The following is a 20,687-nucleotide window of genomic DNA, read 5'->3' as shown; positions in this document are numbered from 1 at the left end:
CGGCAAATGGGGACAAATCGCGGGGCACCCCGCCCGATCAGCGTGGGGCGCGCAAAGATGCGGATCGCAGGGCTGCTGCCGGGCCCCGGTGGCGCGCCCCGACCGGATGTCTGCCGGGCGGCCAAAAGGACGCTGCTCGTCATGGTGGTCTGGCTGCGCTCCACCGCCCCGCCATCACGGATTTCCACCTTGCAGGCTTCACTGTCCCCGGCCCGGGGCCCATCGCCCGCGACCCGGTATCGGCGGGCGGGGGGCGGCGACCGGCGCGCCCATTGCAGGTGGACCTCCTGCGGATCATCACTTACGGTTAGGCCGGTCCCGCTGCTTGTGGCGGCAACCACCCAACTGGCATCCTGGAGGAGCAACGCATGAAACTCGTTTCTTTTAAATCCCTTGCGGGAGCCGCACTTGCGGTTGGCATGATGGCTCATGGGGCTGCGGCGCAAGACATGCAGTTCTTCCGGATCGGAACCGGCGGCACTGCGGGCACCTACTACCCGATCGGGGGCCTGATCGCGAACGCGATTTCCAATCCGCCCGGCTCGCGCGCCTGCGAGGATGGCGGATCGTGCGGCGTGCCGGGACTGATTGCGACGGCGGTGGCGTCGAACGGGTCGGTCGGCAACGTGAACTCGATCAACGGCGGCACCCTTGAGGCGGGGTTCAGCCAGTCCGACGTTGCGTTCTGGGCGCAGACCGGCACGGGAATCTGGGAGGGCCAGCCGCCGGTCGAAAAACTGCGGCTGATCGCGAACCTGTATCCTGAAAGCATCCATCTGGTCGCAAGCAAGGCCTCGGGCATCGCGTCGGTCGCGGATCTGAAGGGCAAGCGGGTGTCGCTGGACGAACCCGGTTCGGGCACACTGGTCGATGCCAAGATCATCCTCGGCGCGTTCGGTCTGACCGAAGCCGACATCACGCCGGAATACCTCAAGCCCGATCAGGCATCCGACCGGATGCGCGACGGGGCGATGGATGCGTTCTTCTTCGTGGGCGGCTATCCCGCAGGCGCGATTGCGGAACTGTCGAGCCAGGCCGAGGTGGTGATCGTGCCGATCACCGGGCCGGAAATCGACGCGCTGCGCACCGAATACACGTTCTTTGCCAACGACTCGTTCCCGACGGGAACCTACAAGGGCCAGGACGCCGAAGTGCCGACCCTGTCGGTCGGCGCGCAGATGGTGACCTCGGCCGATCTTTCGGATGATCTGGTTTACGGCATCACCAAGGCGATGTTCAACGAGACGACGCAGAAGCTGTTCGCCAACGGCCACGCCAAGGGCAAGTTCATCACCCTGGAAAACGCTGTCCAGGGCGCGGGCATCCCGTTCCATCCGGGTGCCGAGAAGTTCTACAAGGAAGTCGGCGCGATCAAGTGATCGGGCAGTCCTGACCTGACCGGGGGACGCGACCGCAAGACGGTTCGCGTCCCTTTTCACCACCCCAGCTTGCGAGGATACCCCCGATGACCGACGGCCAACGCGCGATGACACCGGCGGAACTTGCGGCAATCGAAGAAGAATTCGACCCCGAGGCGCGGTTTCGCACGGTCACGCGGCCGGTGGCCCTGCTGTCGGGGGCGATCCTGTTCGCCTTGGCCTGCTATCATTACTACACGGCGGGCTACGGCATCCCGCGCGCCACCAACCATCGCGGCATCCATATGGGGGTGTCGCTGCTTCTGATCTTCCTCAGCTTTGCCGCGCTGTCGGGGCAGCGGCACAAGACGACCGGTTTCGTCATCCTGGGCCTGCCTGTGCTGGACTGGCTCCTGGGGCTCTCGGCGCTGGTCAGCGCCCTCTATGTGCCCTGGATCTATGACCAACTGGCGTTCCGCATCGGCAATCCGTTGCAGATCGACGTGGTGATGGGGACGATCCTGCTGGTCACCCTGTTCGAGGCGGTGCGCCGGTCGATGGGCTGGCCCTTGCCGGTGATCGCGCTGCTGTTCGTCGGATACGCCTATTTCGGGCGGTCGATGCCGGGGATCTTCGTGCATCCGGGGGCCGACTGGTCGGGGATCGTCAACCATCTCTATCTGTCGTCGCAGGGCGTCTACGGCACGGCCCTGGGAGTCATCGCGACCTATGTGTTCCACTTCGTGCTGTTCGGGGTGATGGCGCAGCGGATCGGGCTGGGGCAGTTGTTCATCGACCTTGCGACCGCGCTGACGGGGCGATACTCGGGCGGGCCTGCCAAGGTGTCGGTGGTGTCCTCGGCGCTGCTCGGTTCTATCTCGGGGTCGTCCATCGCCAACACGGTGACCACTGGCGCGCTGACCATCCCCACCATGATCAAGATCGGCTTTCAGCGCCACTTCGCGGCGGCGGTCGAGGCGGCGTCCTCGACGGGCGGCCAGATCACCCCGCCGGTGATGGGCGCGGTGGCGTTCCTGATGGTCGAATATCTGGGCATCCCGCTGCGCACGATCCTGATCGCGGCCATCGTGCCCGCCTTCATGCACTTTTTCGGCGTGCTGGTGCAGGTGCATCTGGAGGCCAAGCGGCTGGGCATCCGGGGTCTGCGCAAGGAGGAGTTGCCGAATGCATGGGAGGTGCTGCGCGAGGGCTGGCTGTCGATCCTGCCGCTGATCCTTCTGGTGTGGATGCTGATGTCGGGTCGCACGCCGTTTCTGGCGGCGTTCTGGGCGATCACCGCCTGCATCGTGATCTATGCCATCCAGCGGATCATGGCGGCGGGTCTTGTCGATGGGGCCCGCGAGTTTGTCGTCGGCATCTATGACGGCTTCGTGTCGGGGGCGAAAAGCTCGCTTGCGGTCACGGCGGCGGCGGCGCTGGTCGGGGTGGTCATCGGGGTGGTGACGCTGACCGGCATCGGGTTCAAGATCGCCTTCATGCTGACGAGCGTGGCGCAGGGCTGGGCCGCAAGCACCCATGCCTTCCTCGCCTTCCTGCCGATCGAGCTGTTCACCCTGCCGTCGCTGGCGCTCCTCTACACGCTGATGATGACGGCGGTGGTCTGCATCGTGATGGGTTGCGGGATCCCCACGACAGCGAACTACATCATCATGGTGGCGGTGGCCGCACCCGTGCTGGCGATGATGAACGTCGAGCCGCTGGTCGCGCATTTCTTCGTGTTCTACTACGGCGTGCTGGCGGATGTGACGCCCCCGGTGGCGATGGCGGCCTATTCAGCCTCGGGAATTGCCGGGGCCAATGCGTTCAAGGCGGGCAACACGGCGTTCCGTCTTTCAATGGGCAAGGCGCTGGTGCCGTTCATGTTCGTATTCTCGCCCTCGCTCTTGCTGGTGACGGCAGATTTCACCTGGGGGTCGTTCGCGCTGGCGTTTTCCGGGGCGGTGCTGGGCATCATCGCGCTGTCGGCGGCGATCACCAACTATCTGTTCCGCCCGTTGCGGCTGATCGAAAGGGTCGTGCTGCCGATTTCGGCGCTTCTGATGATTGCACCCGAGGTTGTCTCCACCGCGATCGGTGCGGCCATACTGGGGGCGGTGGCGTTGCGTCAGTGGCTTGCGGGCCGAACCCATAACCCGGCCAGGGTCTGACAGGTCGGCAAGGCATCTGCCATCGTGACGGGAGGGGATGTCCACCCACCTGTGGCGCGTGATACCGACGCCATCGCCCGCTGGATCATCGACCATCCGGGGCACGAGGTGGCGGCACGGACGCGTCGGCCGGGCAGCAGGCCCGGGCAGGCGTCGGGCGCCGGATCGCCTTCTGCAACCCCCCGCGACCCCAGGCCGCCCATGGCGGTCACCCGCCCGTCGCGGTCTGCCTCATCAGCATCGAAACCGGCCGGCAGGTGCAGGCAGCGGCCTGGCCCAAGATATGTCCAGGGATCGGGGGGCATCTCGGTTCCGGTCTCAGCATGAAGCATTGGAAAAACCGGCACCGGGGCTTTCGGGGTCATGAGGGGCGTTGGCTGCCTGTTGTGTTGCGGTTCCTGAAGGCCGCGCGCCTGATTTCCTCAGGCGCAGGGCATTGGCACTGACCGAGGCCGAGCTGAGGAACATCGCAATCGCTGCCCCTGTCGGGGTCAGGACGCCCGCAATCGCCGCCGGAACGGCCAGGGCGTTGTAGACCAGCGCCAGCGCGATGTTCTGGCGGCCGATCGCCACGGTGCGGCGCGCGAGGGTGCGGGCGGCCAGGATCATCTCCAGCCCGCCCCGCATCACGACCAGATCCGCGGTCTGCGCCGCGGCGGCATGTGCAGCGGCAACGGAAACCCCGCAGTCGGACGCCGCAAGCGCAGGCCCGTCGTTCACGCCGTCGCCGACGAACAGCACCGGGCCGGGGCTGGTCCTGACAAGGCGCACCTTGTCCTGCGGCGTCTGGCCGGAGTGGACCGCATCCGGCGCAAAGCCGAGGGACCGGCCCAGCGCAGCGGCAGGACCGCCGCTGTCACCCGTGGCCATCAGGGTCGCCACCCCACGGCTGCGCAGGCTGTCAAGCATTTGGCGGGCCAGCGGCTTCGGGCTGTCCTGAAACCCGAGGCTGCCGAGCAGATTGCCATCCCGATGCACATCCAGCCATGTCATGTCGCCTGTGGCCGTGCCGGACGTGGTGACGCTGACCACCCTGCCACCGTCATCGGCCGCGGTTGCACCGCGCGCGGCGCGCAGTCCACCCGCGCCGGACTCGCGCCCATGGGCCGCGATGATCGCGCGGGCCAGCGGATGGGCGATGCCGGTCTCGGCGCGCGCGGCGAGGGCAAGCAGGTCGGCTGCGGCAATTCCGGGGGCAGGGTCGGTCGCCGTCAGCCGGGGCCGCCCCATGGTCAGCGTGCCGGTCTTGTCGAAGATCGCCGTGCGCAGGGTTGCCAGCGCCTCGAAGGCGTCGGGGTTGCGGATGCGCAGACCCATGGCTGCGGCGGCCTGTGCCGCGCGGGCATGGGCCAGCGGCATCGCCAGCGCCAGCGCACAGGGGCAGGCCGCGGCCAGCACCGTCAGGCCACGGATCAGCGACTCCTGAATGCCCGCGCCCATCAGCATCAGGCCAAGGCTGGCCAGCAGCGACAGGGCAGGGATCGCGACTGCAAGGGCGGCACCGATCCGGTCGACAAGCGGCGTGCCGGTCCCCCGCCGCGCCGTTTCCAGCGCCACCACGCCGCCCATGCGGTCGATGTCGCGATCACCCAGAGTGCGATCGACCCGGATAACGATGCGGCGGCCAAGGTTGACCGTGCCCGCCTCGACCCGCTCGCCGGGGCGGCGCGGCACGGGCGCGCTTTCGCCGGTCAGCACCGCGCGATCGACCAGCGTCTCGCCCTGCAGGATGATGCCGTCCATGCTGATTGCGGCGCCTGCATCCACCATGATCTCTGCCCCCGCGAACAGATCGGCGCAGGGCAGGGTGCGGGTGGCACCGTCCTGCATCACGGTGGCCATTTCCGGTGCGGCGGCCTCCATCGCGGTCAGCGCGGCAACCGTGCTGCGCCGGGTCGCGGCATCCACCAGCCGCCCCAGCAGCAGCAGCGTGACCAGCATCGTCGCGGTATCGAACCAGACTTCGGATTTTCCCTGCACCAGCGCCACCGCCGAAATGGCCATTGCTCCAAGGGAGCCGAGGCTGATCAGCAGGTCCATCCCCGGCGTTCGCAGGCGCAAGGACTGCCATGCCATCCAGTGAAACCGCGCGCCGGCCCAGAACACCACCGGCAGGGCAAACAGCCCCGAGGACAGTGCCACCCACCATGCGACATCGGGCGTCAGGTCCACCACATAAAGCGCGACCGCCAGCGCCATCGACCACATGCCGGCCACCACCGCCACGGCAAGCCGGATGCCGAGCCTGGTCATCTCTGCCGTCAGCAGCGCCTCGATCTCGGCCGGGCGGTGGCGGTCGATCAGGCCGTAGCCGAAACGCGCCACCGCCGCCGACAGGTCATCCACCGTAATCCGGCTTTCGTCCCAGTCCAGCAGCACCGACGCCGTCAGGAAATGCACACCGGCCGAGCGCAGGCCGGGCAGGCCGCGCAGGCGCCCCTCAAGCCCGCGGGCACATCCCGCGCAGGCCAGTCCCTGGACGCCGAACAGCCGGCGCATCGCGTCAGTTGCCGACCGGCGCGGCGGGCCGGGGCGTTCCGGTGCCGATCATCACGCCATCCAGTTCCACGCCGTAATAGCTCTGATCCCCGTCATGGTATTTCAGGCGGGCCTCTTCCAGCGTTCCGGTCTGGCGCGGGTCTTTCGGGCGTTCATGGCTGTTGACGTAGGCCGCGACATCCCATGCGTCCTGATCGCTCAGCGTTCCGGGCTTCGAGTAGGGCATGTTGTGCTTGATGAAGGCCGCGGCATTGTTGATCTGGTGCATCCCCGCGCCCCAGTTGTAGGAATCGGCGCCCCACAGCGGCGGATAGAGATAACGAGCGTTCAGGTCCTTGCGTCCCAGCCCGTCGGCCCCGTGGCAGACCGCGCAGTTGGCGGTGAACACCGCTTCGCCGCGAGCGGGGTCGTAAGGCAGGGCGGGCTTGTCGATCTTGCCGAAGCCGCCGCCCGCCATCGCCGTGTTGGTCGGCGCGCCGCTGGCCATCCAGTAGAAATAGCTTTCCAGATCACGGTAGATATCGTCGCCATGCGGCGGCGGGCCACCCGAGACCGAATCCTGCGCGTTCATCGAATAGCTGAAACAGCCCATCACGCGGTCTTCCATCGTGTTGATCTGCTTGTTCTTCGACCGGTATTTCGGATAGGCAACCCATGCCGCCCACATCGGCGCCGAATTCGGCTCGCGCCCGGCATCCAGATGGCAGTTGGAACAGGACAGGCCGTTGCCGACATGCTGCCCGGCATTGGTGCTGGTGTTGGTGAAGATGGCGCGGCCGCGCCTGACCGCAGCGCCGAAATCGTCGTCGGGAATAAGCGCCTCGGGCGGGGGCTGGAAGAACGGGCTTTCCGCGTCAGCCTCCAGCGATGCCGTCTGCTCGCTGCCCGTGATCCAGCCGGGCAACAGGGCGGAATCAAAGGCCAGCGTGCCGGCCGCGGCCAGCGCAAGGCCACCGCCCAGCGTGAAGATCACCCGGCGGGCGCGATGTCCGGTGCGTGGTTTGGCCGGTTCCACCGGGGCGCGGTCTTCAGGGTTGGGTGCCATTGTCTTGCTCCATGTTGCGGGCCGCCTGCGGGTCGGTTCGGGCGGGAACCGGCGGAAGCAATGCCATGTAATCCGCCACGGCGCGCCGGTCCTGCGGGCTGAGGGCGGTCGAGATGTGGGTCATCAGGTCCAGTGTGGCGTTCTTGCGCTGCCCCCCCGCCCAGGCATTCAACTGCGAGGCCGTATAGGCGGCGTGCTGGGCCGCAAGGGCGGGAAACACGGGGGCGAGGCCGAAACCGGATGGCCCGTGGCAGGAAAAGCAGGCGGGAACCTTCAGCGACCAGTCGCCCTGAAGGGCCAGCGCCTCGCCCCGCGCCAGATCGGCCCCCAGCGTTGCCGTCGCTGTCGATGGCACGCGAAGCGCCGCATAGTATGCCCCGAGCCCTGCCATTTCTTCGGGCGCAAGGCCCGCTGCGACGATCGCCATGCTTTCGCTGATGCGGTGGCCCTGGCGGAAATCCTGCAACTGCTTCACGATGTAGGCGGCGGGCAAACCGGCGAGCCGCGGGGTCGTTTCCGCCCCTTGCCCCAGATCGCCGTGGCAACTGGCGCAGGCCCAGACTTCGCCGCGACCGGCGAAGACCAGTTCCGAGACAGCCTGCGGCACCTGCCCGACTGTCCGCGACCCCGCCGCGGGCTGCGCCGGCAGGCCGGCGATGATCGTGGCAAGCTCTGCCCCGCCCTGCCAGCTCTGGCGTCCCGCGGCGGCCTCGCGCAAGGGGGTCACCTCGGCCTCCGGCAGGGCGCCCTCCGCTCCGCCCCATTTCCGGGTCACGAAGCTTGCGACCTGCGCGATTTCCATGTCCGACAGGGCGCTGGCAAAGCTGGGCATGTGGCCGTCGTAGGTCTGCCCCGCCACCGCGATGGGGCCGTCGATGCCGCGCAGCAGGATCTGCGCGACGATCTGCGGGCCATGCGCCACGAAGGCAGAGCCGACCAGCGGCGGCACCGCGCCGCGCACGCCCAGACCGTCGGGCTGGTGGCAGGTGGCGCATTTGGCGGCGAAGACCGCCCGTCCGTCATCATGGGCCGTCACCTGCTCGTCGACGACCTGATCGACGCGTTCCTCTTGCGCCACGCTGGTTGCTTCGCGGGTGTCCAGCAGCACCAGCCCGCCCCAAAGCCCCAGGGCAATGGCGATCCACAGCACCGGCATCGGAATGCCGCTGTGTTCCTCGTAAGGCTCGAAGTTCTCGTCGGGGCGTTGAATCTCGGGGCGGGGGGTGCCCGTGGTCTTGCGGAACATCAGGGTGCCTCCCCGCGGGCGGCATAGCCGTCATCGCGCAGGCCGTCGATCGGCGCGGGATAGGTGCGATCCAGCGACAGCAGGTAGGCCACAAGATCCAGCGCCTCGGGCCGTGCCACCACCACGCCACCCGGGGGCGCAAAGTCGGCCGGCACCGCCACGACGGTATCGCCCGGCGCGGCTGCGGATTTCACCTCGAACAGGAAGGGGTAGCCGGGCATGATCGACCAGTCGAAGATCGCGCGCGGCTGGTAAAGGTGGGTCAGCTGCCACGCCGCGGAGGGCAGCCTTGCGCCGATGTTCAGCAGGTCCGGCCCGGTACGCATCGTGCCAAGCTGATGCGGCGAGTCAAAGACATAGTCCGATGACACGGAAGGCCGCCCCCAGCCCCGGTCGCCATCCGGCGCCTGATCGGGCGAGCGCGGTTGCTGGCTGTGGCAATAGACGCAGCCCAGCGACACATACTGGTCGCGCCCGCGCTGCTCGGCTTCGGTGTAGGGCTGCAATTCCGGCGGCACGCTGCGCTGGCTCATCTGGATGCCCGGCGCGATGACCAGCATCAGCGTCGCGAAGGCAAGAATGCCAAGCGCAAGGATCGAGAGGGGAAGATACCGGTTCATGCTGCGGTCACCCTTTTTCCGGCATCTGCCCGGCGTGGCAGCAGGATGCTGACGAAATTGACCGCGAACAGGATGTGCCCCAGCGTCATCAGTGACCCGCCGACGGTGCGCAGTTCCAGATAGGGTTTCATCAGGGTCACGCTGTCGGCAAAGGGCCGCGTGGCATCCAGCATCGCCAGCCCCTGCAACACGCCCCCGATCGACAGGGCGAAGAAATAGATCGCAAAGCCGATCACCACCGACCAGAAATGGGCCTTGATCAGGCCCGGCCAGGCGAAGGCCCGCCCGGTTGCATGGGGCAACAGATGGTAGGCCGCGCCGAAGAACACGACCGAGGCAAAAGCATAGACGCCAAGATGCGCGTGACCCACCGTGTAATGCGTGAAATGGGTGACGCTGTTGACCGACCGCAGGGCTTCCGTCGACCCCTGAAAGGATGCGGCCGTGTACATCAGCGCGCCGAACCACACGAACCGCAGCGGCACCGATTCCTTCAGTGCCCACAGATTTCGCGCGACCGTGATGTGATGGTTCACCGCGACCGCGATCACCGGAATGAACATCATCACCGAATGCACAATGGATAGCGTCGCCACCCATGTCGGCACCGGCCCGCCGATCAGGTGGTGGATGCCGACCTGGCTGTAGAACAGTGCCAGCCCCCAGAACCCCAGCAGCGAAACGCTGTAGGAATAGATCGGTCGCCCGATGATCTTGGGGATGAAGTAATAGGCGGTTCCCACGGCCAGCGGCGTGATCCACAGCCCCAGCACGTTATGGGCAAACCACCAGTTGACAGTCGCCTCCTCGACCCCCGAATGGACGTAGGGCAGGTTGGCGACGATGAAGATCACCGGAAACCACAGAAGGGCCGCCAGAAAGTACCAGCCCGATACGTAGATGTGGTGCACCTCACGCGCGCGGGTGGTCAGCACCAGCGGGGCGGCGAAGAACACGCCCGCGATGGCCAGACCGATGTCGAACTGCCACGGAATCTCCAGCCATTCCTCGCCGTCGGTCCAGCCCGTTGCAATCGCCAGCGCGCCGCCCGCAAGGGCGACGTTCCACAGCACCAGCCCGATGTATGTCAGCTTCGGCTTGCGCAATTTGGTGTGGAAGATGCGCGGGATGATCCAGAACACGCAGGCGAGCCCCGCTTGCGACACCCAGCCATAGCTTACCATGTTCAGATGCAGCGTCCGCATCCGCCCGAAGGTCAGCTCGGCATGGCCGTTCAGCCAGTCGGGCAGGTGCAGCTTCAGCGAGGCTATGACCCCGAAGGCCGAGCCCAGCAGCAGCCAGAAGATCGCGGCCCCCAGCAGCCACAGCACCGGCCCCGCCGATACCGCATCGATGCCAGTTCGCCCCGGATCGAACAGATGCCGGTGGTCGCCACCTGCCTCGGTTCCGTCATTGTCGACATGACCCTCTTCGCCGGGCTCGAAGATGGTCGTGGCGGCGTCGCGGTCCATGGTGATCTGCCGGTTGGCGATCGCCCAGATCAGAAAGCTCAGCGCCAGCAGCGAGACGACAAAGCTGAGAGTCAGCAACAGGCCAAGGGTAACAGGCATCGCGGGTATTCCAATCGAAAACGGACAATGTTGCGGCACTTCCACGAATGGCAACGCGCCGGGGTGGTCATGACCAGGGCTGGCCCAGCCTGCCCTGTCTGCCGACGACCTTAAGGGGGGCTTAAGGTCATTCTCGCTTTCACGCTCCGGAGCCGCTGACCGAACTGCGGGCCTTAAGGCTGCTTTCAGTTAGGGCGGGCAGGCATTCTCCATGGCAATGGCGGTTCATGCGCGATAGCGCCCCGTCATGCAGGAGGAGGGCACGATGCAGGACGCCGGCACCATGATGCACTACCCCGGGATCCGGCGTTTGACCCTGATGCAGGTTAACGACACCCACGGATATCTGGAACCGCACCCGGAACTGGTGTGGACCGAGGATGGTGCCCGCTTTCCCCTGCTCGGCGGATTTGCCCGGATCAGGGCGCTGTTCGACATCGCCCGCGCCGAGGCGGAGGCGGTGCTGGCCTTCGACAATGGCGATACTTTCCACGGCACCTATGCCGCCGTCTCTACCAGGGGGGAGGGGCTGGTGCCCGCGGTGAACGCGCTCGGCCTGACGGCCATGACCGCGCATTGGGATTTCGCCTGGGGGCCACAGCACATGGCGCACCTGGCAGGCCGGTTGCACCACCCGCTGCTGGCCGCGAATTGCTGGCGCCTGTCCGACGGCAGCCGCCCGTTTCCTGCCACCCTGATGTGCCGTGCGGGCAAGCTGACCGTTGGCGTGATCGGCATTGCCGCAACCATTCTCGACAAGACCATGCCGCAAGGCTTTGCCGCGGGGCTCCGCTTCACGGATGGCATCGAGGAAACCCGCGCCGAGGCTGCACGTCTGCGGGCCGAAGGGGCGGATCTGGTGCTGGTGCTGTCGCATTTGGGCTACCCGCAGGATCTGGCGCTGGCCGGCACTGTTGACGGGCTTGACGTGATCCTCAGCGGGCATACCCACAACCGGGTGGAGGCCCCCGCGAAGGTCAACGGTGCCCTGGTGATCCAGTCGGGGTGCCACGGGTCTTTCGTCGGGCGGCTGGATCTGGAGGTTGAAGGCGGCAGGATCACCGGATTTCGCCACCGCCTGATTCCGGTGGATGACAGCATCCCCCCCGATCCTGCGATGCAGGCCCTGGTCGAAAGTGCCATGGCCGGCAGCCGCCCGCTTCAGGCGCAGGTCGTGGGGCAGACCGAAAATGCCCTGCACCGCGCCACGTCGCTGGACGCACCGATGGACGATGTGCTTCTGGCGGCCATTGCCCTTGCCGCGGGAACCGGCATCGCGTTCTCCAATGGCTGGCGCTATGGCGCACCGATTCCGCCCGGGCCCGTCACGCTGAACGACCTGTGGAACATCGTCCCGACCAACCCGCCGGTTTCGGTCGTGGACATGACCGGCGCCGAGATCGTCGAGATGCTGGAGGCCAATCTGGAAACCACCTTCAGCGCCGACCCCTTCGGCCAGCGTGGCGGCTATGTGAAGCGGTTCCGCGGGTTGACTGTCAAGGCGAAGCTGGAGAACCCGAAGGGCCACCGGGTCGAGCAGGTGTTCACCCAAGGCGGCCGGATCGACCCCGGGGCGGTCTACCCCGTGGCCTTCATCACGTCGCAGGGCGTGCCCGCCGCCATGGGCACCCATCGGCGCGATCTGGAGGTCAGCGCCATCGCGGCCTTGCAGGCGTGGTTCGCCGATCCGGAGAACAGGGTTGAACCCGGCCTTGGCCGGTTGCGGATCGTCTAGGCGGCCCGGAACGCCGTATCGGGCAGCACCAGTTCTGCCATTTCTCCGCCACCCTCGCGCGGGGCAAGCCGCAGGGTGCCGCCGATCCGTTCCATCGCGGCGGCGACAATGGCAAGCCCGAGCCCGCTGCCGTCGGCCTGCGTGCCCGCGCCGCGATAGAAGCGGTCCGTCACCCGGGCGCGGTCGGCGGCCGCGATTCCCGGCCCGCGGTCCTGCACGGCGCAGACCCAGGCCGCGCCCTCGTGGCGCAGGCTGACGCGCACCTCCTGCCCGTCGGGCGAGGCTTGAAGCGCATTCTCGATCAGGTTCCGCAGGGCGGCGGACACCAGAAAGCGGTTCCCGGTCAGAAGGGGGCAGCCCGCCCCCGCATCCTGCACGATGTGCTGCGCGCGGCCCTGCGCCAGCGGGGCCAGATCGTCCGCCACCTCTGCGATCACCCCGGCAAGGGAAACAGGGGGATGTTCGCGGCTTTCCGCCTCGGCTTCGACCGTCGCCATGTCCAGCAGTTGCCGCACCATCCGGTCGGTGCGGTTCACGCCGCGTTCCAGCCGGGCGAGGGCGGTGCGGCGCGTCGCCTCGTCCGGGGCCATCGCCGCAATCTGCGCCTGGGTCTTCAGGCCCGCCAGCGGGGTCTTCAGCTCGTGCGCGGCAAAGGCGGTAAAGCTGCGCTCATGTTCGCGCGCGGCCGACACGCGGCGGAAGAGGCCGTTCAACGCCGCCGTCATCGGCCGGATTTCCCGTGGCACCGGCGCGTCGGGCAACGGGCTGAGGTCGGTCGCGGGGCGTGCCGCCAGTGCTTGCGCCATGCGGTCAAGGGGCACCAGACCGCGCCCGACCCCGATCCAGATCAGCCCGGCCAGCAGCGGAATGATCAGGGCCGCGGGCAGCAGCAGCCCCGCGGTCACGTCGTTCACCAGCCGGTCGCGCACCCGCATGCTGTCCCCGATCATCACGCGCACGCCAAGGTCTTCGTTCACCACGGAATAGACCCGCCATTCCACCCCATCGACGATGCTCTGGCTGAAACCGGCATCGCCCTGCGTCAGCGGTTGCTCCGGTGCGCTGCCCGACTGGCCGACCAGGGTGCCATCCAGCGCCCAGATCTGGCACGACAGTTGATGCACATAGTCTGCCGGTTCGGTGAAGGGCTCCGGCTGCACCATCACCGCCGCCTGCGCCACATCCACCCGGTGATCCGAGATCAGCGACGAAACCATGCGCCCCGCCTCGGACAGCCGGGCGTCGAGCACGCGTTCCACCTCGGCCCGCGTTGAATGCTGAATCCACAGGATCGCCGACAGCCAGAGCGCACCGGTCGCCACCAGCAGGATCAGGAACAGCCGAGCGCGCATCGAGATCATGGCGCACCCGCCAGACGGTAGCCGACGCCGCGCACGGTTTCGATGAACGAAGCCCCCAGCTTGGCCCGCAGGTTGTGGACGTGCACCTCCACGGTGTTGCTTTCCACATCCTCCTGCCAGCCGTAAAGCCGTTCCTCCAGCGCGGGCTTGCCAAGAATGGTTCCCGGCCGTTCCATCAGCGCCTGCAGGATGGTGAACTCCCGCCGGGAAAACCGAAGCTCGCGCCCCGCGATACGCCCCTCCATCCGGGAGAGGTCAAGCGACAGCCCGTTCCATTCCATCAGCCCCGCCGCCCGTCCTTCGCCGCGCCGCAGGATGGCCCGCAACCGCGCGGCAAGTTCGGGCAGGTCGAACGGCTTGCCCAGATAGTCGTCCGCCCCGGCGTCCAGCCCCGTGACCCGGTCGGGGCTGCGGTCGCGCGCGGTCAGCAGCAGCACCGGCAGGCGCGACCCGCGCGCCCGCAGCCGCCCCAGCACATCCAGCCCCGACCCGTCGGGCAGCATCAGGTCCAGCACCATGCCGTCGAAGCCGCCGCTTTCCAGAGCCGCATCGGCGTCGGCGCAGGTCGCAACGGCATCGGTGGTGAAGCCGGCCAGCCGAAGGCCGACCGACAGCCCGTCGCGCAGCATCTCGTCATCCTCAACGATCAATAGGCGCATCATGGTCCTCTCTGACCCGTGATCGGTCGTGGTGGTCTGGCCGGTCCGCCTTAAGGCTGGCTTAAGGCGGTCACGGGACGAGGCCACCATGACAAACGCATCCTCCCCCCGCCCCGACCGTCTTAAGCTGCTTGTCGGCCTTGCGCTATCGCTGCTGCTGTGGGGGGTGGTGGCGCTTGCCCCGGCGCAGGCCCAGTCGTTGCGCGACAGGCTCGGCGGGCAAAGCACGGTGGAGGCCCCGCTGCGCGCGGAAGAAGCCTTCGCGTTGTCGGCCACGCCGTCGCCCGCGGGCGGCCTTGTGCTGCACTGGCGGATCGCGGAGGGTTACTACCTCTACCGCGATTTCCTTGCCGCCGCCACACCGGACGGCGCTGCGCTGGCGCTGGAAACCCCGACCGGGATCAGCAAGGACGACCCGACCTTCGGCCCATCGGAAATATACCATGACAGTGTGACGGCACGGCTTGCCGCGACCGGGAGCACGGTGAGCATTACCTGGCAGGGCTGCCAGGAAGACGGATTGTGCTATCCGCCGATCACTCGTGCCGTCACGCCAGCTGGCAATATCCTGGCCGAGGCTGCGGTTGCCCCTGTTGCCGGGACCGCAGCGCCCGACACCGACGGTCTGACCCTGACCGGCGGCGGCGATGGCATGGTGGCGGGCCTTGCCACGCGCGGCGGGCCGCTGCTGGTGCTGGCCGGCTTTCTGGGCTTCGGGCTGCTGCTGGCCTTCACGCCTTGCGTCTTTCCGATGTTTCCCATTCTGGCGGGAATGCTCGCGCGGCAGGGCGAAACACTGACCGCGTCGCGCGGGGCGCTGCTGTCGGGGTCTTACGTTCTGGCGATGGCCTCGGCCTTCGGCGTTCTGGGCATGGCCGCGGCATGGTCGGGGCAGAACCTGCAACTGGCGCTGCAATCGCCGCTGGCACTGGGCCTCGTGGCGGGCATCTTCGCGCTGCTGGCCCTGTCGATGTTCGGCCTGTTCGAGCTGCGCCTGCCCGCCGCGATGACGACCCGGCTTTCGCGCATCGGAGGCGGGCGGCGCGGATCGGTCGGCGGCGCGGCGGTGCTGGGCTTTACCTCGGCGCTGATCGTGGGGCCTTGCGTCACGGCACCGCTGGCGGGCGGCCTGCTCTACATCGCGCAGACCGGGGATGTGGCGCTTGGCGCGGGCGCCCTGTTCGCGCTGGGGCTGGGGCAGGGCATTCCGCTGTTCATTGCGGGCACGTTCGGCGCACGGGTGCTGCCCCGCGCCGGGGCATGGATGGAAGGCGCGCGGCGCGTGTTCGGCTTTGTGTTTCTGGGCATGGCGATCTGGCTGGGCGCGCGGCTGGTGCCGGGGCCGTTGGAACTGGCGCTCTGGGCGGTGTTCCTGATCGGCACGGGCGTGTTTCTGGGGGCATTCGACAGTCTTGCCGCGACAGCCGGTCCGGTCCGGCGCGCGGGCAAGACCGCCGGGCTGGTGGCGATGCTGGGCGGGGTGATCCTTGCCGTCGGCGCGGCGATGGGGTCTGACGATCCGCTGCGCCCGCTGGCCGGGCTTCGCCAGGGCGGCGCCTTGGCGACCCCGGATCTTGCCTTCACAAGCGCCCACAGTCCTGCCGCCCTGACCGCCGCGTTGCGCGACGCCACCGGCCCCGCGATGGTCTACGTCACCGCCGACTGGTGCGTGACCTGCCGCACCATCGAGCGCCGTGTTTTGCCGGATGCGGGGTTGCAGGCCAGCCTTGCCGGGCTGACGCTGATCAAGGCGGATGTCACCGATACCGGCCCCGAGGGGCGCGCCCTGCTGGAAAAGCTGGGCGCGGTCGGCCCGCCGACGGTCGTCTTTCTGGATGCGCAACGCACCGAGGTGGTCGGCACGCGGCTGGTGGGCGACGTGACCATCGACACGCTGTCCCGCTCCGCCCGGATGGTGAACTGATGCAGGGGGTGGAGATCGGCCCGCTGGTGTTTTCCGGCCCGCGCTTTGCGGCCATCACCGGCATCATCGTATTCCTGGTCGTGACCGAGATCATGGCGCGCGCGCGCGGGCCCGCGTTCCGAAGGTGGTCGGGGCAGGTCGTCATCGGCGGTATCCTTGCCGCCCGTCTGGGCTTCGTGGCGCTGCACTGGCCGGATTTTCTGGCCGATCCGGCCAGCGTCCTTTACCTCTGGCAGGGCGGCTTTTCGCTGGTTGCCGCCGGGGTCGGGGTGGCGGGCATCAGCCTGTTTCACCTGTGGCGCAGGCCGCAGGATGCAGCCATGGCGGGGCTGGCCCTCGCGTCAGCCATGGCACTGGCGAATGTCGCCTTCCAGATCAGCGGTGATGCTGCCGCCACGGCGCTGCCGCCGACAGCCTTTGCGACACTGGCGGGCGATCCGGTGATCCTGTCGGACCGGGGCGGCAGACCGCTGGTCGTCAACCTCTGGGCCACCTGGTGCCCGCCCTGCCGCCGCGAATTGCCGATGATGGCGGAAGTCGCGGCGGGGCTGACCGATGTGGACATGGTGTTTGCCAATCAGGGCGAGGGCCCGGTGATCGTCGAGCGGTTCCTCGCCCGCGAGGGGCTGGCACCGGGCACCGTCGTCATCGACAGCGGGCAGGACCTCTACCGCCACTACGGCGCGCTCGGGTTGCCCGCCACCCTGTTCATCGGCGCCGATGGCCGCCTGCAAGACGCCCATCTGGGCAAGATTTCCCGCAGCCAGCTGAACGCTGGAATTGCGCGTCTGAAAGGACAACCCTGACATGCCGGACCACCCCAAACTGCCGCCCCTGCGGCTTTCCAAGGCGCTGCTGCTGCTTGCACTGACCGGGCTGGCCGCCTGCGCCGCACCACCCGACGTATTGCCTGCATCCGGGCCTCAGGTCGATCCCGCGCTTCAGGCGATGTATGCGCCGATCCAGGACGGCGAGAACGCCATTCCCGCAGTGCCGGCGCAGTATCTGTCAGAGCGCAACAAGAGGCAGGAGGTGGCCTACTGGACCGAAGAAGAACCCGGAACCATCGTGGTCGATCCCCATGAGAGGTTCCTGTACTTCATCCTCGAAGACAACCGCGCGCTGCGCTACGGCGTGGCGGTGGGCAAGGCCGGGCTGGCCTTTGCAGGCACCGGCAACGTGCCCTTCAAGCGCGAATGGCCGGGCTGGACGCCGACCCGGAACATGCTGGAAACCCAGCCGGAGATGTACGGAAAATATGCCGCCGGTCTGGAAGGGGGCATCGACAACCCGCTGGGCGCGCGGGCGCTTTACCTGTTCAAGGGCGGCAAGGACACGATGTACCGCATCCACGGCACCAATGATGCGTCGTCGATCGGGCAGGCCACCTCGGCGGGCTGCATCCGGCTGTTCAACCAGGACATCCTCGATCTTTACGAACGCGTGCCGCCCAACACCCGCGTGGTCGTGCTCGACGAGATGCAGGCCGGGCAGGGCACCACGCCGCCACCGGCCACATTGTCCGCCGCCAACGCCATGACCCCAACCAAAGGAAAGCCGATCCGATGAACGTAACCCGCAGAACCCTGATCCTGACAGGCAGCGCCGCCGCCCTGATGCCGCTGCCCGCCTTCGCGCAAGAGGCGGAGCTTACCGTGGAAGATGTGCTGTTCGATCCCGACGGGCCGGTGCTCGGCAATCCGGAAGGCGATGTCACCCTGGTCGAATATTTCGACTATCAATGCCCCTGCTGCAAGTCGGGGCATCCGATGCTGATGGAAGCTGTCGCCCGCGATGGCAACATCCGGCTCGTGATGAAGGACTGGCCGATCTTCGGCGGCGAGTCCCTGCGCGCGACCCGGCTGACGCTGGGGGCAGCCGAAATGGGCCGGTTCGAGGCCGCCAACGCCGCGTTGATGGCCACCAAGGCGCGCCTGAGCGCGGCGCAGGTCGACGAGGCGCTGATCGGCGCAGGGATCGACATCGCCGCGGCAACGGCTGCCTTCGCCGGATCCGCCGACAAGTGGAACGCCTATCTCGCCCGCAACATGCGCCAGGCCGACAGTTTCGGGCTGGCAGGCACGCCCGCCTACATCATCGGCCAGACACTTTACTCCGGGGCCTTGACGCAGGATGTGCTGGACGAAGCGATCCGGGCCGCGCGGACCTGACCCGCAGGTTCACCCCGCGGCACGGGTTTCGACAGACGAAAACTGGCGCCCCGTCCGGCGTTCCTTTGTTCGGGCGGCGTGACAACCCCGGCGGGAGGGCCTACCATGGCGAAAGGTCGAACTGCCGGTCATTGCCCCTCGCGCGGGTCCGCAAGGAGTCAGGGACCGGGGCCGGAAGCCGGTGCCTGACCGCCGACCCGACCCTCGGCCCGGCACCGAACATGAAACCACCCACGCCCGGACAAGGAGGCGCAAGCCATGAAGGTCGATACCGTCATTGTCGGCGCGGGCACGGCAGGCCTCTCGGCCCTGCGCGAGGTGCGTCGGCATACCGATGATTTCCTGCTGGTCAATGACGGGCATTGGGGCACGACCTGCGCCGCGGTGGGCTGTATGCCCTCAAAGGCGCTGATCGAGGCGGCAAATGCCTTTCACCGGCGGCTTGCCTTCGACGAATTCGGCATTCGCGGCGCGGATGCGGTGCGGCCCGACATCCCCGCTGTCCTCGCGCGGGTTCGCGCCATGCGCGACGGCTTCGTGAAGGGGCCGGAGGGCGTGCCGGGCAAGCTCGGCGCGCGCGCCCGGTCAGGCCGCGCCCGCCTGCTGGGGCCCGGGCGGCTGGCGGTGAACGGGGAAGAGATCGAGGCGCGCGCGATCATCCTTGCCCCCGGCAGCCGCCCCGTGGTGCCCGGACCCTGGGCGCGTTTCGGCGGCCGCATCCTGACAACCGACAGCCTGTTCGAACAGGCGGATCTGCCGCGCCGCATCGCCGTGATCGGCATGGGCGCGATCGGCGTCGAGATTGCGCAGGCCCTTGCGCGACTGGGGCTGGAAATTGCAGGTTTCGACGCGGCCGTGGGGGTGGCCGGCATCGACGACCCACAGATCCTCGCGGCTTTCCTGCCGCTGATCGGGGCCGAGATGGCACTTCATCTGGGTGCCCCCGCCGAACTGGAGCCATCGGGCGATGCCATCCGCGTCGTGGGCGCGGGCGGCACTTTTGACGCCGATGCCGTTCTGGTGGCCATCGGACGACGCCCCAACACCGACGGTCTGGGGCTGGAGACGCTGGGCGTGCCGCTCGACGACAAGGGGATGCCCGAGGTCGACCCGGCAACGCTGCGGATCGGCGGCCTGAACGTGTTTCTTGCCGGTGACGCCAACGGGTTTCGCCCGCTGCTGCACGAGGCCGCCGACGAGGGGCATATCGCGGGCCGCATGGCCGCGCCCGATGCGGCAGGGAACGGGTTCTGTCGGCGCACGCCCTTGTCGATCGTGTTTTCATCGCCGCAGGTGGCGCGGGTGGGATTGCCGCTGTCACGCCTTGGCGACCGCGACGTTGTGTCGGGCAGCGCGGATTTCTCGACGCAGGCGCGGGCGCGCATGGCCCGGACCGCCGGCGGGCTGCTGCGCATCCATGCCGAGCGCACGACCGGCCGGCTTCTGGCAGCCGAGATGTGCGTGCCTTCGGCCGAACATCTCGCCCACCTTTTGGCACTTGCGGTGGAACGGCAGATGACGGTGGCCGACATGCTTGCCATGCCGTTCTACCATCCGGTGCTGGAAGAAGGCCTGCGCAGCGCCCTGCGTGATCTGGCCAAAGGGGTGGCCGGAACCGGTGGATCGGACCTGTCCGACTGCCCGGAGATCGGACATGATGCGCTGGAGTGACGGAGCGGCGAGCCTGACCGCCGGAACCGCCCCGGCGGTTCCGGCGTTGGTCCTGTGGACGCCTGGAGCTTTGTGCGGCGGCTCGGAACAGGGAAGGCTGACGCCGGAACATGTCGGCTTTCGCCCGTATCCCTTTCGCCACGATCATGAACCCGAGCCAATCAAACGAAAGGGAAAGACGACCATGGGCTACACGATCAACCGGCTGTTCGCCGGAGCAAGCTTTGAAGACACCGATGCCCGCACGCGCAAGGCCCTTGCCGCCAACGGCTTCGGCATCCTGACCGAAATCGATGTCAAGGCAACGATGAAGGCAAAGCTGGATGTCGATATGCCATCCTATCGCATTCTCGGGGCGTGCAACCCCAGGATGGCCCACCAGGCGATCGGGATCGAACCGCGGGTCGGCGCCATGCTGCCCTGCAACGTGATCCTGCGCGAGGTTGACGGCGGCATCGAGGTCAGCGCAATCGACCCCGCGGCCTCGATGCAGGCGATCGACAATCCGGACCTGCAGCTTGTCGCAGCCTAGGTGCGAGACCTTCTGGCAAAGGCCGTGGCGGAGATCTGACTTTACGCGAGCGCGCCTGGTGGCAACGCAAAATGCAGGCTGCCCGGCGCTTGCCCGGTCCGAAACCGCCCGCAATGCCGTCTTTCAT

16 protein-coding genes are annotated in these 20,687 nt (G+C 67.7%); 9 read left to right on the top strand and 7 right to left on the bottom strand.

All coding sequences use genetic code 11. The annotated features are described in order from the left end of the window. Positions 1 to 368 precede the first annotated feature (368 nt). Together RNZ50_01570 and RNZ50_01565 are read left to right on the top strand one after the other, a co-directional pair. Positions 369 to 1,379 carry a TAXI family TRAP transporter solute-binding subunit gene (locus RNZ50_01570; GenBank protein MDT8853741.1) on the top strand — a complete coding sequence of 337 codons (1,011 nt, stop codon included), beginning with the start codon at positions 369 to 371 and terminating at the stop codon, positions 1,377 to 1,379. Between the two features lie 86 nt (positions 1,380 to 1,465). Further along, a complete protein-coding gene (locus RNZ50_01565; protein ID MDT8853740.1) occupies positions 1,466 to 3,526 on the top strand; it encodes a TRAP transporter permease in 2,061 nt (686 codons plus the stop codon). A gap of 318 nt (positions 3,527 to 3,844) precedes the next feature. Here RNZ50_01565 and RNZ50_01560 read toward each other — a convergent pair whose 3' ends face one another. Genes RNZ50_01560 through RNZ50_01540 form a run of 5 tightly spaced genes read right to left on the bottom strand, consistent with a single transcriptional unit; the run spans position 3,845 to position 10,507 of the window. After that, entirely contained in the window at positions 3,845 to 6,025 is a 2,181-nt protein-coding gene (locus RNZ50_01560) for a heavy metal translocating P-type ATPase (GenBank protein ID MDT8853739.1), read from the bottom strand. A gap of 4 nt (positions 6,026 to 6,029) precedes the next feature. Beyond that, a complete protein-coding gene (locus RNZ50_01555; GenBank protein ID MDT8853738.1) occupies positions 6,030 to 7,070 on the bottom strand; it encodes a c-type cytochrome in 1,041 nt (346 codons plus the stop codon). Beyond that, entirely contained in the window at positions 7,054 to 8,316 is a 1,263-nt protein-coding gene (locus RNZ50_01550) for a c-type cytochrome (protein ID MDT8853737.1), read from the bottom strand. Before RNZ50_01550 ends, RNZ50_01555 begins: the two co-directional genes overlap by 17 nt. Next, positions 8,316 to 8,936, bottom strand: coding sequence for a cbb3-type cytochrome c oxidase subunit II (locus RNZ50_01545; protein MDT8853736.1), 621 nt, complete (start codon positions 8,934 to 8,936; stop codon positions 8,316 to 8,318). Before RNZ50_01545 ends, RNZ50_01550 begins: the two co-directional genes overlap by 1 nt. After that, entirely contained in the window at positions 8,933 to 10,507 is a 1,575-nt protein-coding gene (locus tag RNZ50_01540; protein MDT8853735.1) for a cbb3-type cytochrome c oxidase subunit I, read from the bottom strand. The genes RNZ50_01545 and RNZ50_01540 overlap by 4 nt, the downstream gene beginning before the upstream one ends. Positions 10,508 to 10,772: 265 nt before the next feature. Between RNZ50_01540 and RNZ50_01535 the strand changes: the two genes are divergently transcribed. Next, positions 10,773 to 12,242, top strand: coding sequence for a bifunctional metallophosphatase/5'-nucleotidase (locus RNZ50_01535; GenBank protein ID MDT8853734.1), 1,470 nt, complete (start codon positions 10,773 to 10,775; stop codon positions 12,240 to 12,242). Here RNZ50_01535 and RNZ50_01530 read toward each other — a convergent pair. Both RNZ50_01530 and RNZ50_01525 read right to left on the bottom strand, forming a co-directional pair. Beyond that, positions 12,239 to 13,603, bottom strand: coding sequence for an ATP-binding protein (locus tag RNZ50_01530; protein ID MDT8853733.1), 1,365 nt, complete (start codon positions 13,601 to 13,603; stop codon positions 12,239 to 12,241). The genes RNZ50_01535 and RNZ50_01530 overlap by 4 nt on opposite strands. Then, on the bottom strand, positions 13,600 to 14,262 hold the full coding sequence (locus tag RNZ50_01525) for a response regulator (GenBank protein ID MDT8853732.1): 663 nt from the start codon (positions 14,260 to 14,262) through the stop codon (positions 13,600 to 13,602). The genes RNZ50_01530 and RNZ50_01525 overlap by 4 nt, the downstream gene beginning before the upstream one ends. 88 nt (positions 14,263 to 14,350) lie before the next feature. Between RNZ50_01525 and dsbD the strand changes: the two genes are divergently transcribed. The 6 genes from dsbD to RNZ50_01495 all read left to right on the top strand — a co-directional run bounded on the left by dsbD (position 14,351) and on the right by RNZ50_01495 (position 20,560). Continuing rightward, a complete protein-coding gene (gene dsbD / locus RNZ50_01520; protein MDT8853731.1) occupies positions 14,351 to 16,186 on the top strand; it encodes a protein-disulfide reductase DsbD in 1,836 nt (611 codons plus the stop codon). Beyond that, entirely contained in the window at positions 16,186 to 16,992 is an 807-nt protein-coding gene (locus RNZ50_01515; protein MDT8853730.1) for a TlpA disulfide reductase family protein, read from the top strand. The genes dsbD and RNZ50_01515 overlap by 1 nt, the downstream gene beginning before the upstream one ends. A 1-nt stretch (position 16,993) precedes the next feature. Continuing rightward, entirely contained in the window at positions 16,994 to 17,755 is a 762-nt protein-coding gene (locus RNZ50_01510) for a L,D-transpeptidase (GenBank protein MDT8853729.1), read from the top strand. Beyond that, entirely contained in the window at positions 17,752 to 18,357 is a 606-nt protein-coding gene (locus RNZ50_01505; protein MDT8853728.1) for a DsbA family protein, read from the top strand. The genes RNZ50_01510 and RNZ50_01505 overlap by 4 nt, the downstream gene beginning before the upstream one ends. A gap of 258 nt (positions 18,358 to 18,615) precedes the next feature. Continuing rightward, positions 18,616 to 20,028 carry a dihydrolipoyl dehydrogenase gene (locus RNZ50_01500; protein MDT8853727.1) on the top strand — a complete coding sequence of 471 codons (1,413 nt, stop codon included), beginning with the start codon at positions 18,616 to 18,618 and terminating at the stop codon, positions 20,026 to 20,028. Positions 20,029 to 20,212: 184 nt separating this feature from the next. Then, on the top strand, positions 20,213 to 20,560 hold the full coding sequence (locus tag RNZ50_01495; protein MDT8853726.1) for a DUF302 domain-containing protein: 348 nt from the start codon (positions 20,213 to 20,215) through the stop codon (positions 20,558 to 20,560). Positions 20,561 to 20,687: the final 127 nt, after the last annotated feature.

This window comes from Paracoccaceae bacterium Fryx2, assembly GCA_032334235.1.
Taxonomy (GTDB): Bacteria; Pseudomonadota; Alphaproteobacteria; order Rhodobacterales; family Rhodobacteraceae; genus JAVSGI01.
Note: the sequence above shows the minus strand (reverse complement) of the source record. Positions and strands in the feature narration are given on the sequence as shown.

Bases quoted from the DNA above. Each gene is read 5' to 3' on its own strand.
- dsbD (MDT8853731.1), top strand. From the start codon at position 14,351: ATGACAAACGCATCCTCCCCCCGCCCCGACCGTCTTAAGCTGCTTGTC.
- RNZ50_01530 (MDT8853733.1), bottom strand. From the start codon at position 13,603: ATGATCTCGATGCGCGCTCGGCTGTTCCTGATCCTGCTGGTGGCGACC.
- RNZ50_01570 (MDT8853741.1), top strand. From the start codon at position 369: ATGAAACTCGTTTCTTTTAAATCCCTTGCGGGAGCCGCACTTGCGGTT.
- RNZ50_01510 (MDT8853729.1), top strand. From the start codon at position 16,994: ATGCCGGACCACCCCAAACTGCCGCCCCTGCGGCTTTCCAAGGCGCTG.
- RNZ50_01560 (MDT8853739.1), bottom strand. From the start codon at position 6,025: ATGCGCCGGCTGTTCGGCGTCCAGGGACTGGCCTGCGCGGGATGTGCC.
- RNZ50_01550 (MDT8853737.1), bottom strand. From the start codon at position 8,316: ATGTTCCGCAAGACCACGGGCACCCCCCGCCCCGAGATTCAACGCCCC.
- RNZ50_01545 (MDT8853736.1), bottom strand. From the start codon at position 8,936: ATGAACCGGTATCTTCCCCTCTCGATCCTTGCGCTTGGCATTCTTGCC.
- RNZ50_01505 (MDT8853728.1), top strand. From the start codon at position 17,752: ATGAACGTAACCCGCAGAACCCTGATCCTGACAGGCAGCGCCGCCGCC.
- RNZ50_01525 (MDT8853732.1), bottom strand. From the start codon at position 14,262: ATGCGCCTATTGATCGTTGAGGATGACGAGATGCTGCGCGACGGGCTG.
- RNZ50_01495 (MDT8853726.1), top strand. From the start codon at position 20,213: ATGGGCTACACGATCAACCGGCTGTTCGCCGGAGCAAGCTTTGAAGAC.
- RNZ50_01540 (MDT8853735.1), bottom strand. From the start codon at position 10,507: ATGCCTGTTACCCTTGGCCTGTTGCTGACTCTCAGCTTTGTCGTCTCG.
- RNZ50_01565 (MDT8853740.1), top strand. From the start codon at position 1,466: ATGACCGACGGCCAACGCGCGATGACACCGGCGGAACTTGCGGCAATC.
- RNZ50_01515 (MDT8853730.1), top strand. From the start codon at position 16,186: ATGCAGGGGGTGGAGATCGGCCCGCTGGTGTTTTCCGGCCCGCGCTTT.
- RNZ50_01535 (MDT8853734.1), top strand. From the start codon at position 10,773: ATGCAGGACGCCGGCACCATGATGCACTACCCCGGGATCCGGCGTTTG.
- RNZ50_01555 (MDT8853738.1), bottom strand. From the start codon at position 7,070: ATGGCACCCAACCCTGAAGACCGCGCCCCGGTGGAACCGGCCAAACCA.
- RNZ50_01500 (MDT8853727.1), top strand. From the start codon at position 18,616: ATGAAGGTCGATACCGTCATTGTCGGCGCGGGCACGGCAGGCCTCTCG.